Source organism: Escherichia sp. HH091_1A (genome assembly GCF_030295175.1).
Lineage (GTDB): Bacteria > Pseudomonadota > Gammaproteobacteria > Enterobacterales > Enterobacteriaceae > Escherichia > Escherichia coli_F.
This window is the reverse complement of the sequence record NZ_AP025747.1, coordinates 2,613,380-2,625,969: the sequence shown is the minus strand read 5'-3', so window position 1 is coordinate 2,625,969 and position 12,590 is coordinate 2,613,380. Positions and strand designations below refer to the sequence as shown.

Genomic DNA, 12,590 nt, shown 5'->3' with positions numbered 1-12,590 from the left:
TCCCCCTTAATAATCAGGAGTTTTTATGAAATCAGTGGTGAATGATACTGATGGTATCGTACGCGTTGCCCAACGAGTCATTCCTGAAATTAAACATCAGGATGAGGTGCGGGTAAAAATTGCCAGCTCGGGATTATGTGGTTCCGATTTACCCAGAATTTTTAAAAATGGTGCACATTATTATCCAATAACGTTAGGCCATGAATTTAGCGGCTATATTGATGCTGTGGGATCCGGTGTTGATGATTTACATCCTGGCGATGCGGTTGCCTGTGTGCCGTTATTACCCTGTTTTACTTGTCCAGAGTGTCTGAAAGGGTTTTATTCCCAGTGCGCAAAATATGATTTTATTGGCTCACGGCGGGATGGTGGGTTTGCCGAATATATTGTCGTTAAGCGGAAAAATGTCTTTGCTCTACCTGCGCATATGCCTATTGAGGATGGGGCTTTTATTGAACCGATTACCGTTGGCCTGCATGCTTTCCATTTAGCGCAAGGTTGTGAGAATAAAAACGTTATTATTATTGGTGCCGGAACCATTGGCCTGCTGGCCATTCAGTGCGCTGTCGCGCTGGGAGCAAAGAGTGTGACGGCTATCGACATTAGCTCAGAAAAACTGGCACTGGCAAAATCTTTCGGTGCGATGCAAACATTTAACAGCCTTGAAATGAGCGCGCCGCAAATGCAGGGCGTTTTACGCGAGCTGCGCTTTAATCAGCTTATCCTCGAGACGGCTGGCGTCCCGCAAACCGTCGAACTGGCGGTAGAGATTGCCGGGCCTCATGCCCAGCTGGCGCTGGTGGGCACGTTACATCAGGATTTGCATTTAACATCGACAACGTTTGGCAAAATATTACGTAAAGAGCTGACGGTTATCGGCAGTTGGATGAACTACTCCAGCCCTTGGCCGGGGCAGGAGTGGGAAACGGCGAGCCGGTTGCTGACAGAACGTAAGTTAAGCCTGGAGCCATTAATCGCTCACCGTGGAAGCTTTGAAAGCTTCGCCCAGGCGGTGCGTGACATCGCTCGTAATGCTATGCCGGGCAAAGTGTTGCTTATTCCCTGAAACCGCGGGCCAGCGTGATGCTGGCCCGGTATTGTGCAAAACAGATCATTCACCAATGGTCCCCCTTCGTTTACACTAGCCACAATTGAATATGGGTAAATGACGATGAATTCATTCGAGCGAAGGAATAAGATCATCCAATTAGTGAATGAACAGGGAACCGTGCTTGTTCAGGATCTGGCGGGAGTATTTGCTGCCTCGGAAGCGACAATCCGTGCCGATTTGCGCTTTCTCGAACAAAAAGGCGTGGTTACGCGCTTTCATGGCGGTGCGGCGAAAATAATGTCCGGTAATAGTGAAACCGAGACCCAGGAAGTCGGGTTTAAAGAGCGATTTCAGCTCGCCAGCGCGCCGAAAAACAGAATAGCGCAGGCGGCAGTCAAAATGATCCACGAAGGGATGACCGTTATTCTCGACAGCGGAAGTACGACAATGCTTATCGCCGAAGGTTTAATGACCGCCAAAAATATCACGGTGATTACCAACAGTCTCCCGGCGGCGTTTGCCCTTTCCGAAAATAAAGACATTACTCTGGTCGTCTGTGGTGGCACGGTCCGTCATAAAACGCGCTCGATGCATGGCTCCATTGCCGAGCGTTCATTGCAGGATATTAATGCCGATTTAATGTTTGTCGGTGCTGATGGTATTGATGCGGTTAATGGTATTACGACCTTTAATGAAGGTTATTCGATTAGCGGTGCGATGGTCACAGCCGCTAATAAAGTGATTGCCGTTCTCGATTCATCGAAATTTAACCGTCGCGGTTTTAATCAGGTACTGCCAATCGAAAAAATTGATATTATTATTACTGATGATGCCGTGTCAGAGGTGGATAAACTGGCATTGCAGAAAACACGGGTGAAATTAATTACGGTGTAGCATTGTTCTTTATGCCGGATAAGGTGTGTACACCGAATCCGGCATCACTGATACTCCCTGAATTAAGAAAGGGAAATTTGATTAACGCAATAATGGACAATCCGGTGGTAATCGACAGCGCAATGCTGCCGGAAGTATTTCAATATGGAAGTTTTGCCCACTCAACGGTTCGCCATCAAGATTAAAGGTAATTTCGTGTGGCGCTTGTATATCGAACCACGCCGAAGCACCTTCGATAATATTCGGGTTATCTTCGTCAGATTTTAAGGTTGATACGAGAGCCGGAAGAATTTCATCGCCGGTGAAAATGCGTAGTTGCAGCAAGCCGTCGTTAATTAATGCGTTCGGGCACAATTGCTGACCGCCACCTGCCTGACGGCCGTTACCAATACCAATGACTAGTGCGTCACCTTGCCAGTGAAAGTTTTCACCGCGGATTTCACAACGGTCCGGTTGCAGTGTATCCATGCGCATTAAGCCGTGAATGATGTAAGAGACGCCACCCAGCGCTGCTTTTAATTTTTCCGGCGTTTCTGTGGTAATACGTGTCCCAAACCCACCCGTTGCCATATTAATAAAACAGGTTTGTTTGTTGACCTGCGCCATATCAATCGCAATAGCGTCACCAGCAATTGCTAGTTTCAGCGCCTTATCCAGTGCCTCAGGTATACCCACGCTGGTCGCGAAATCGTTCGCTGTACCTAGTGGCAAAATCCCCAGCGCGGGTATGTCATCGCCCTCACACTGAATCAGCGCCGAGGAAACTTCATTAATAGTGCCATCGCCACCACCGGCAATTACCGTTGCGACGCCCAGCTTCCGGGCCTCTTCTACAAATCGGGCGGCATCGCCTTTCTCCCAGGTGACCCGCACATGGATCGTCATTCCTTCCTCGCGCAACAGCATAATTGCTTCGCGCAAGGGTTGATTGTCAGTACTTTTGCCGTTAAGAATCAGTAAGCTGGCGGGAAATTCTGCCATAATCGTATGCCTTTATGATTGGTCTGTAGATAGTGTAGAGCAGAAAAGAAAAGGCGGAGTCAGAACAGGATGAAAATCGGAGGATAAAAAATCAGTTCAAGGATGGGGAATTCAGTGGTTACCAGTAAGGGGGGCAACGGTACACTCGGTTTTTATCGGCATAAATGATCACTGAAAGCACTTAAGCATTATTTTACTGTGGATTCAGCGTGGCAGCGAACATTAACGGTAATCAGGGACAAACTTCAAAAGAGCATATGCATCATATTCAACAAAGCAATGGCATCCTCAATGTACGATTCCAATTATATTAAATAATTCCTATGAGGTTATCTGTGATAGGCCTCCATGTCTGTATTTCCTACTTATGTAGGAAATTCTGCACAAAACATTTATTATAATCCTATTCAATAATGACAATGATGTCATTATTATATTTCAACACTAGAGAGTGTCGTTGGTGTTTAATGGGGGAAGGTGAGATGAAAAAGACAGCTGCTATATCATTAATTAGTGTTTTTCTTATGTCTGGTTGTGCTGTGCATAATGATGAGACAAGTATCGGTAAATTCGGGCTTGCCTATAAAAGTATTATCCAGCGTAAACTCGATAACCAATACTACACTGAAGCCGAAGCATCTTTAGCCAGGGGCAGAATATCTGGTGCAGAAAATATAGTGAAAAATGATGCAGCTAATTTCTGTGTTACTCAGGGCAAAAAAATGCAGATAGTTAACCTGAAGACTGAAGGGGCAGGATTACATGGCGTCGCGCGTCTGACATTCAAATGTGGAGAGTGAGAATAGATTCAAGACTACCATGGACACATCCATTTTTATCTCTGATAAGGTATTCTTCAACACCATTATTGAATGTGAGTAATAATGACAAGCAGATAGATGAAACTACAGCAGGATTTTTATTTTATGCGGCTATCAGAAAATGATGGCATAAATATTCCTATGCTTTAGCTTCATTTTTTGTAAGCGTCAAACATGCGCGTTCTGGCTGTGCGTGGCCGGACCCTGTGCGAGCACGATGCCGTTAAGTGAAAGGCATCGTGCTATGAAGGGGGATTCTATCGATGTGGTCAATGGAAGACGGTCACCTGGGATCAATCCGTCTCTATGGTTTATGCATAAAAAATAAGCCCGTGTAAGGGAGATTTAGGGTGTCACCAGTAGGGGCTTTCAACGGTACAATGCGGGTTTGAGCGGCATAAATTACCACTGAAAGCCCTTAAACGTTACTCTACTGTGGACACTGTGTGGACACTCTCGGCCTCAGTACCACCTCTTAGCGGATTAAGAGAAATGGCGTCCTGAAGGTACTCTGGCGCAAAGTGAGCGTAAACCATAGTTTGCTCAATCCGTGTGTGACCTAGTATCCGTTGTAGCGTGATAATACTTCCTCCATTAATCATGAAATGAGTGGCAAAGCTGTGCCTTAGTGCATGTGTGGCTTGCCCCATTGGCAAATCCGGTTTTATTGCTTTCATTGTTCGTCTGAAGCGAGGGTAATCAGCATCAGGGAATAAAAAACCTCGTTTGTTATCCGCGATCATTTTGGCAACAGCCTCTGAGATCGGGACGGTGCGTGGTTTGTTTGTTTTCGTTTTAACAAACGTGACGCGGTTATGGATGATATTTTCTGCTTTCAAACGAGCTGCTTCTCCCCAACGTGCTCCAGTACTCAGGCAAAGAATCGCAATCTTTTTATTGTCGCCGTCAAGAGCAGCAAGCAGTAAGGCAATTTCTTCCTGCGTGAGATAGCCTGTGTCTGGTTTTTCCTCCTTAAGCCTTTTTGTCCCTCTGATAGGGTGCTCACCAAAGAATAACTCCGCTTCAATCAGGGCTGTAAACATGCCGCTAATACATGTTAAATCACGATTGATACTCGAAGGTTTAATACCCTGACTTCTTCGGGTGGCGCAGTACTGGCTGATAAGCGATTTCGTAATTTGAAATGCGCATGGGTCATTCGTTATTTTTGTGAAGATTTCAATTTTTCCAAGATTAGATTTCCCATGCTCTTCGTGTTTACCCTTTAAATCCCACCAGATCTGTGTCAGCTCCGACAGACGTCGCTTGTCTGTTGGTTTTGATAGCCATTCTTTATTGTGGTGGTTGTACAACGTGTATTTCTCGAAAGCGACAGCTTCGCTTTTCTTATCAAACTTCCTACGGATGCGTTTTCCATTACGTCCAGTAGGGCGGATGTCCACTTCATATCGACCATCATCGAGTTTTTTGATTGCCATCAGAAAACCCTCCGAGTGGTGTGTTTTTTGGCGACTACTAATCGCTTTTTTCGTGGTGGCTGAAATTTAGCCACCAATAGTAGGCACTTGTGATGAATATATTCACGATGAATTGTTAACCAGTCTTTTGACCGGAGTGGGGCGACGTTGTTTCGTTTTGCCCAAAGTGTGCGAGAGCGGGCGCAATTTGCCCGGACTCAGGAGCGATCTGATTGGTCATGAACCATAAAGTGTATTTGGTGAATTGTGGGGTCTGCAGGATGTTCATCATGACATCTGTTGGAGGTGTTGAACGACCACTTTCATAGTAACTCAGCGTGCCATACGGAACCCCTGTTAAATCAGCAAGTTGTTGTCTGCTCAAATACTCTGATTTTCGCATTAAGACTATCTTCTCGCTTATCGTGTTTGACATGGTGTTTAGATCTCAATAGTATTTAGTTTAGATGTAGATTGTTTAGTGCTTGGATGTGGGCACTAAAAGGCATTATAAGGCATTAAACGCAATTCATGAGGGCTGGAGGACGACATGAGCAAGCAAGTAACACTCATGACTGATGCGATTCCTTATCAGGAGTTCGCAAAACTAATAGGAAAATCGACAGGAGCGGTTCGTCGGATGATCGATAAAGGAAAGCTACCTGTAATTGATATGACCGATCCACAATCAGCTTCAGGTCGTGCAGGTGAATATTGGGTATACCTTCCGGCATGGAATAACGGACTAAAACTGGCTTATGAAAGCCGCCCTAAAGAGATTCGTGACGGCTGGTTGATGTGGTTAGGTCTCGGTGAACCACGTTAAGGAGAACCGTATGAATGAGCCTCGTTGTATTGCTCAGTTACTGCGTAACGAAAGCCCCAGGGCGATTGACTTCAACATCACCCACGGGAAGGGACGCAAGGGAATCATTATCCGTACCAAAAAACAGAGTCCGTTAAAAAAGGCTCTGACCTTTCTGAAAAGCCGGAGGGGCTGGAAATGACAGTGATGACACTTAATCTCGTCGAAAAACAGCCAGCAGCTATGCGCCGGATAATTGGTAAGCATCTGGCCGTCCCTCGCTGGCAGGAGACATGTGATTATTATAATCAGATGATGGAACGTGAACGGCTAACGGTTTGCTTCCATGCGCAGTTAAAACAACGTCACGCAACGATGCGTTTCGAAGAAATGAACGATGTCGAACGTGAACGGCTGGTTTGTGCAATTGATGAATTGCGTGGGGCATTCTCAAAACGCCGTCAGGTCGGTGCAAGTGAGTATGCATATATTAGTTTTTTAACAGTCAGTCAGCGGCGTACTTTATTTATGCATGCCAGATTGACAGAAAAAGAATTCAACCAGCCATACTGGCGAATTAATGAAGAATCATGTTACTGGCGTGATGCTTTATTCCGTGCATTACGTGAATTATTCAGTCTGTTTGAGTATGCACCGACAATTCTGACATCGGTAAAACCAGAGCAATATCTGCATTAAGTAATTAACCAGAGTTTTTAACGCACTTAATTGTGCGGGGCTTCTTTTTGCCTGGAGAAAGTCATGCATACAGTTTCTGAAAATCAGTGCGGTAAATACGCATTACTGCTGCAACAGGCCAGAACCGAAGCACAGGCCGATGCAGCGACGCGCTTTTCTTCTCATCTTGACGCCATGATTCGCCACATCACAAAGGCGGAGTTATCCCGCGTGGAGATAGTCGAGCTGCTCAGTCAGGAGTCGGAAAAATTTCACAACATCGGATTGTCTCGCGGGGAGGTGCTTTTATGTCCTGTTCTCGTTCAGTTGTTTTACTGAACAATGCCTTAAAAATCGCCGTTATGAAAAATGGCGATTTGTCTCTTATTCAACTTGGTCTTGATAAAGAAAATCGCGAAATAACTGAATCTGTTATCGCGATTTATCAGAGTGAATTAAACCTCCTGTCTGATGTGGTCAATTTACTTGTTAAACGCGCTGTATTTCACAAGCAAATTTCCTCCGTGGATGAACTGACGAAATTAACTACAGAAATCGCCAGCTATTGCGCTGATGAATTTAAAAAACTGAACGACAAAAGGAACTGGTAATGCCGGACAACGTAGATTTTATTCAGGAACAACAGGCTGAATTACTGGAGCGCCAGATTAACGCGGCAAGGGTAAAACATTGCTGTGCTTCTGCGCTGGTTTGCGAAGAGTGTGACGCGCCAATACCTGCTGCCCGTCGTGCGGCTTATCCGTCAGCCACGCGTTGTGTTTCCTGTCAGTCAGTCTTTGAAGCAAAAAACAAACATTACCGGAGAACGGCATGAGTATTCGTATTGAAATTGGCGAACGTTATGTCGTTACCAGTGACAGCTTTCAGTTTATTCTCCACGAGAAAAAGAGAGCGGAAAGCGGTAAAAACGCCGGTCAGGAATGGCTGGCGGTGGTTGGTTATTATCCGAAATTAAGCCAGCTCGTTTCCGGCCTGATGCATCACGATATTCTGACCGGAAGCGCAAAGTCTTTTGCTGATTTAAACGCGCAGGTTGAGCAACTCAGCAGGCGTTGTTCAGAGGCTTTTGGCTCATATGGCCGTTAAAGCCTCCGGGCGTTTTGTCCCTCCGTCAGCATTTGCTGCAGGCACCGGTAAGGCGTTTACCGGTGCTTATGCATGGAACGCGCCACGCGAGGCCGTCGGGCGCGAAAGACCCCTTACACGTGACGAGATGCGTCAGGTGCAAGGTGTTTTATCCACGATTAACCGCCTGCCTTACTTTTTGCGCTCGCTGTTTACTTCACGCTATGACTACATCCGGCGCAATAAAAGCCCGGTGCACGGGTTTTATTTCCTCACATCCACTTTTCAGCGTCGTTTATGGCCGCGCATTGAGCGTGTGAATCAGCGCCATGAAATGAACACCGACGCGTCGTTGCTGTTTCTGGCAGAGCGTGACCACTATGCGCGCCTGCCGGGAATGAATGACAAGGAGCTGAAAAAGTTTGCCGCCCGTATCTCATCGCAGCTTTTCATGATGTATGAGGAACTCAGCGATGCCTGGGTGGATGCGCATGGCGAAAAAGAATCACTGTTTACGGATGAGGCTCAGGCTCACCTGTATGGTCATGTTGCTGGCGCTGCACGTGCTTTCAATATTTCCCCTCTCTACTGGAAAAAATACCGTAAAGGACAGATGACCACGAGGCAGGCATATTCTGCCATTGCCCGTCTGTTTAACGATGAGTGGTGGATTAGTCAGCTTAAAGGCCAGCGTATGCGCTGGCATGAGGCGTTACTGATTGCTGTCGGGGAGGTGAATAAAGACCGTTCTCCTTATGCCAGTAAACATGCCATTCGTGATGTGTGTGCGCGCCGCCAGGCAAATCTGGAATTTCTTAAATCGTGTGACCTTGAAAACAAGGAAACCGGCGAGCGCATCGACCTTATCAGTAAGGTGATGGGCAGTATTTCTAATCCAGAAATTCGCCGGATGGAGCTGATGAACACCATTGCCGGTATTGAGCGTTACGCCGCAGCAGAGGGTGATGTGGGGATGTTTATCACGCTGACCGCGCCGTCAAAGTATCACCCGACACGTCAGGTAGGAAAAGGCGAAAGTAAAACCGTGCAGCTTAATCACGGCTGGAACGATGAGGCATTTAATCCAAAGGATGCGCAGCGTTATCTCTGCCGTATCTGGAGCCTGATGCGCACGGCATTCAAGGATAATGATTTACAGGTCTACGGTTTGCGTGTCGTCGAGCCACACCACGACGGAACGCCGCACTGGCATATGATGCTTTTTTGTAATTCACGCCAGCGTAACCAGATTATCGAAATCATGCGTCGCTATGCGCTCAAAGAGGATGGCGACGAAAGAGGAGCCGCGCGAAACCGTTTTCAGGCAAAACACCTTAACCGGGGCGGTGCTGCGGGATATATCGCGAAATACATTTCAAAAAACATCGACGGCTATGCACTGGATGGTCAGCTCGATAACGACACCGGCAGGCCGCTGAAAGACACTGCAGCGGCTGTTACCGCATGGGCGTCAACGTGGCGCATCCCGCAATTTAAAACGGTTGGCCTGCCGACAATGGGGGCTTACCGTGAACTACGCAAATTGCCGCGCGGCGTCAGCATTGCTGATGAGTTTGACGAGCGCGTCGAGGCTGCACGCGCCGCCGCAGACAGTGGTGATTTTGCGTTGTATATCAGCGCGCAGGGTGGGGCAAATGTCCCGCGCGATTGTCAGACTGTCAGAGTCGCCCGTAGCCCGTCGGATGAAGTTAACGAGTACGAGGAAGAAGTCGAGAGAGTGGTCGGCATTTACGCGCCGCATCTCGGCGCGCGTCATATTCATATCACCAGAACGACGGACTGGCGCATTGTGCCGAAAATTCCGGTCGTTGAGCCTTTGACTTTAAAAAGCGGCATCGCCGCGCCTCGGAGTCCTGTCAATAACTGTGGAAAGCTTACCGGCGGTGATACTTCGTTACCGGCTCCCACACCTTCTGAGCACGCCGCAGCAGTGCTTAATCTGGTTGATGACGGTGTTATCGAATGGAGTGACCCGGAGGTCGTGAGGGCGCTCAGAGGTGCATTAAAACACGGTCGGAGAACGCCAAGTCGTCAGCAAAGAAACGGAAGCCCGTTAAAACCGCATGAAATAGCGCCATCGGCCAGAATGACCCGGTCGGAACGAATGCAAATTACCCGTATCCGCGTTGACCTTGCTCAGAACGGTATCAGGCCGCAGCGATGGGAGCTTGAGGCGCTGGCGCGTGGGGCAACCGTAAATTATGACGGGAAAAAGTTCACGTATCCGGTCGCTGATGAGTGGCCGGGATTCTCAACAGTAATGGAGTGGACATGATGGCAAAAATTCACGAGGTAAAGCTGCACGCAAAATATTTCGACCTTGTGCTGGAAGGAAAGAAACGCGCAGAGTTTCGGAAAAATGACCGTAATTATGAGCGCGGGGACACGTTGATTTTGCATGAATGGGTGCAGGGTGTGTACACGGGGCGAAAGGTTGAAGCCCGGATAACAGATGTTACTGACCTGTCAGACTGGCTGGTAGATTATGTCTTGCTAAGTATTGAGCTGCTTAATACAGGCGCATATGAGATTGTGAACTGGAAAGAACTTAGTGAGCGTGGTCTGGTATTCAGAATTAATCATGAAATTATGCATCAGCTCGGCCTTGCTGTTATGTATGAACCAGAGACGGGGATGTCTGGCGGGGCAATGGTTGCCACGGATGGAGCATGGAACTATTCAGATGAACAGGTGGAGCGTGCAAAGCAAAATGGGTGGCTTGGATAATGCACAGAATACCAGGCGAGATACCGCACCATAAAACTAAAAATATCAAGCTGATGGCCATTGTTCACCGTCTACAGCAGATTATGGTCAACGAAAATCTGACGCCCGATGAGCTAGTCGGGTGTGCCGAAATAGTCCGGGATAATTACGGGCGGTTTAACTATATCGGTCAGTCCAGAGTTGCGCCACCACCACGCAGACGATAGAGAGCGCCGCCAGTCGTGAAACTTGTTTTCAGGGTTGGCGGGGTGAACAACTCATCTGCGGAGGCGTTAGCATACTAGGTGATAATCTTGAGCATTGAACCTTTTGCATAGATCCCTTATTGTTCTGGGGATTTTTTACCGCTTCGTAGGGAAAGTGATGGAAACTGGAATCGTTACGTTCTTTGATATCAAGGCTTGTGGTTTTTACAGACTGAAGAAAAACGCAGAAGAATTAGAGCATAAATTCGGAACACTTGATGAGATCTTTGACGCGTTGCAGGCTTGGCTTGATGACAAAAGCGTTGAGGAGTCAATTCCGTGGGATACGGGAACTCATCCGCTAAGAGCCAGAACTTACTCACGAGGAGTGGCTGTCGATCCCGATACAAAAGATCGGGTGATGGTAATGTATCGCGCATTAGGTTCCGCGAAGGGACGTTTGCACGCTGTTAAAAAAAACGCACCTGTTGGTGCTACAGAAAATGATACAGTAAAGACAGAAACGAATGGAAAAGACTATATTTGGGTTGAGCCATGTTATTATTGGATAATTCCTGAATATAACAAGATTGCATCCATTATATTTCCTCATTCAGGTGCAGATACACCGAGGTTAAGCAATTATATTTTTAATTTTGTAGTAAATCACGGTGATTTTGGTAGGGAAAAGGATACTACCTCATTTACTAGAGCTCGTTCTTCATGTTCGGAAGATGACATTCTTATTTCTAAAACAATTTTCAAGCATGTAGATGAAAATGGACGCAAGTGTAATTGCGTTTTTAAATTTAAGGCTGAAGTGACGAAGGTTAATAAACCAGGGACGAATATTCTTGATGTACGAGATAAAATTGTTCAGACAATTATTCGTGATACTACGGTCGCAAAAGTTGAGGATACCCGGCAACCGTTATTACGTCTGGTGAGTAATGTACTATCGGATTTCTTGGGAACAGAACAAACCAAGTTTACAAAACCTAAAAAAATTGAGGTTCGAGTAGATGGTGCTCCTTCGGAAGAGGAGATAAAACAACTATTGGATAGAAATGTAGATGATGTTGACTGGGTTGATGTTGGCTTTGTTCTTAAAGATTCATCTCGCCCATTATGGTTAAAAAAATATATGGCGAGAACTGCATTAATTGTCAGCGATTCTACCGGAGATGAGCATTTCTCTCCAGAAAAACTCCTTCATGAAATAAAGGCTGTTCGTGATGATTTACTCCAAACAATCCTTTATAATGAAGAGGTGGAAGAAAAATCTTTAAAAACGGCGGAGGCATAAATGTCACCTCAAACAAGTAAGGATTTAAAGGCATTGATAATACAATGGAAATGGAATTTGTTAATTCTATTTCTAATTGCTGTGGCCTCCTATTGGCTGAAAGCTTATGTTAACTATAGTGATATAAAAGATATACTGGGTGTTTTGCAAAACATATCTGCTGCAATTTTTACCATAGTTGGATTATGGATTGGTTTTTTATATCCGAATGCAATTGCAAGCATTGTCAATGATGATGTTGATTACATAAAGAATACGAAAGATGCACCTCGAATTGAAAAGCTAATTTACGTTGTAATTACTTCAGCAGTAGTAATGCTTTCGATTTTGTTTGTTTATCTGTTTAAATCAATAGGCTCTGTGCTATCGAGTTCAGTGGTGTATTCTGATCTTATTAGAATGATTGGAATCACCTTTGTTTATTTTATGTGCTGGTTACAAATAAAGTGTGTGTTTAGTGTTATTTTAAGCAACTTATCATTTGCAAACAATCTTCACTCAAGAATAGTAAATGCTAGGTTCTCTCATCATGATGATTGATTCCATCACTAAAATCATGCGTCAAGTTAATGCATGATTTTGCATGCACTAGGTTTCCTTGTTATAGCTAAGAGTAA

At 45.9% G+C, this 12,590-nt stretch carries 18 protein-coding genes; 15 read left to right on the top strand and 3 right to left on the bottom strand.

Annotated elements, in window-relative coordinates; all coding sequences use genetic code 11:
• Window positions 1-25 precede the first annotated feature (25 nt).
• The gene (gatD, locus tag QUF14_RS13315) at window positions 26-1,066 is read left to right on the top strand and encodes a galactitol-1-phosphate 5-dehydrogenase (protein WP_032303335.1); all 1,041 of its coding nucleotides are present in this window, start codon (window positions 26-28) and stop codon (window positions 1,064-1,066) included.
• A gap of 105 nt (window positions 1,067-1,171) precedes the next feature.
• On the top strand, window positions 1,172-1,945 hold the full coding sequence (locus tag QUF14_RS13310; RefSeq protein WP_001295426.1) for a DeoR/GlpR family DNA-binding transcription regulator: 774 nt from the start codon (window positions 1,172-1,174) through the stop codon (window positions 1,943-1,945).
• Between the two features lie 81 nt (window positions 1,946-2,026).
• Here the strand turns inward: QUF14_RS13310 and yegS are convergent, their stop codons facing one another.
• Entirely contained in the window at window positions 2,027-2,926 is a 900-nt protein-coding gene (gene yegS / locus QUF14_RS13305) for a lipid kinase YegS (protein ID WP_000807382.1), read from the bottom strand.
• Window positions 2,927-3,408: 482 nt separating this feature from the next.
• Here yegS and yegR point away from each other — a divergent pair, with 482 nt between their 5' ends.
• A complete protein-coding gene (gene yegR / locus QUF14_RS13300; protein ID WP_024212247.1) occupies window positions 3,409-3,726 on the top strand; it encodes a lipoprotein YegR in 318 nt (105 codons plus the stop codon).
• A gap of 446 nt (window positions 3,727-4,172) precedes the next feature.
• On the opposite strand, the gene QUF14_RS13295 is transcribed toward yegR, so the two are convergent.
• Together QUF14_RS13295 and QUF14_RS13290 are read right to left on the bottom strand one after the other, a co-directional pair.
• Window positions 4,173-5,186: a site-specific integrase gene (locus QUF14_RS13295; RefSeq protein WP_000985256.1), complete on the bottom strand. Its 1,014-nt coding sequence runs from the start codon at window positions 5,184-5,186 to the stop codon at window positions 4,173-4,175.
• 115 nt (window positions 5,187-5,301) lie between these two features.
• On the bottom strand, window positions 5,302-5,601 hold the full coding sequence (locus QUF14_RS13290) for a helix-turn-helix domain-containing protein (protein ID WP_001306384.1): 300 nt from the start codon (window positions 5,599-5,601) through the stop codon (window positions 5,302-5,304).
• A gap of 114 nt (window positions 5,602-5,715) precedes the next feature.
• Between QUF14_RS13290 and QUF14_RS13285 the strand changes: the two genes are divergently transcribed.
• The 12 genes from QUF14_RS13285 (at window position 5,716) to QUF14_RS13230 (ending at window position 12,513) form a co-directional block, all read left to right on the top strand.
• The gene (locus QUF14_RS13285; RefSeq protein WP_000043869.1) at window positions 5,716-5,991 is read left to right on the top strand and encodes a regulatory phage cox family protein; all 276 of its coding nucleotides are present in this window, start codon (window positions 5,716-5,718) and stop codon (window positions 5,989-5,991) included.
• A 10-nt stretch (window positions 5,992-6,001) separates the two neighbouring features.
• Window positions 6,002-6,172 carry a hypothetical protein gene (locus tag QUF14_RS13280; RefSeq protein WP_186269275.1) on the top strand — a complete coding sequence of 57 codons (171 nt, stop codon included), beginning with the start codon at window positions 6,002-6,004 and terminating at the stop codon, window positions 6,170-6,172.
• Complete coding sequence (gene repB, locus QUF14_RS13275) at window positions 6,169-6,669, top strand: phage replication protein B (protein ID WP_000217679.1); 501 nt, start codon at window positions 6,169-6,171, stop codon at window positions 6,667-6,669. The genes QUF14_RS13280 and repB overlap by 4 nt, the downstream gene beginning before the upstream one ends.
• A 63-nt stretch (window positions 6,670-6,732) precedes the next feature.
• Entirely contained in the window at window positions 6,733-6,987 is a 255-nt protein-coding gene (locus QUF14_RS13270) for a DUF2732 family protein (RefSeq protein ID WP_286333526.1), read from the top strand.
• On the top strand, window positions 6,957-7,259 hold the full coding sequence (locus tag QUF14_RS13265; protein WP_089615829.1) for a DUF5405 family protein: 303 nt from the start codon (window positions 6,957-6,959) through the stop codon (window positions 7,257-7,259). The genes QUF14_RS13270 and QUF14_RS13265 overlap by 31 nt, the downstream gene beginning before the upstream one ends.
• Window positions 7,259-7,483 (top strand): TraR/DksA C4-type zinc finger protein, encoded by a 225-nt coding sequence (locus tag QUF14_RS13260; protein WP_001113260.1) that lies wholly within the window; start codon window positions 7,259-7,261, stop codon window positions 7,481-7,483. The genes QUF14_RS13265 and QUF14_RS13260 overlap by 1 nt, the downstream gene beginning before the upstream one ends.
• Window positions 7,480-7,755, top strand: a complete 276-nt coding sequence (locus QUF14_RS13255) for a DUF5405 family protein (protein ID WP_000027667.1) — start codon at window positions 7,480-7,482, stop codon at window positions 7,753-7,755. Before QUF14_RS13260 ends, QUF14_RS13255 begins: the two co-directional genes overlap by 4 nt.
• Window positions 7,745-10,030: a replication endonuclease gene (locus QUF14_RS13250; RefSeq protein WP_100733661.1), complete on the top strand. Its 2,286-nt coding sequence runs from the start codon at window positions 7,745-7,747 to the stop codon at window positions 10,028-10,030. The genes QUF14_RS13255 and QUF14_RS13250 overlap by 11 nt, the downstream gene beginning before the upstream one ends.
• Window positions 10,030-10,482, top strand: a complete 453-nt coding sequence (locus QUF14_RS13245; protein WP_053901466.1) for an ASCH domain-containing protein — start codon at window positions 10,030-10,032, stop codon at window positions 10,480-10,482. Before QUF14_RS13250 ends, QUF14_RS13245 begins: the two co-directional genes overlap by 1 nt.
• Window positions 10,482-10,688, top strand: a complete 207-nt coding sequence (locus QUF14_RS13240) for a hypothetical protein (protein WP_000554767.1) — start codon at window positions 10,482-10,484, stop codon at window positions 10,686-10,688. Before QUF14_RS13245 ends, QUF14_RS13240 begins: the two co-directional genes overlap by 1 nt.
• A 157-nt stretch (window positions 10,689-10,845) precedes the next feature.
• On the top strand, window positions 10,846-11,973 hold the full coding sequence (locus QUF14_RS13235; RefSeq protein WP_053901464.1) for a hypothetical protein: 1,128 nt from the start codon (window positions 10,846-10,848) through the stop codon (window positions 11,971-11,973).
• Window positions 11,974-12,513 carry a hypothetical protein gene (locus QUF14_RS13230; protein ID WP_053895387.1) on the top strand — a complete coding sequence of 180 codons (540 nt, stop codon included), beginning with the start codon at window positions 11,974-11,976 and terminating at the stop codon, window positions 12,511-12,513.
• Window positions 12,514-12,590 lie beyond the last annotated feature (77 nt).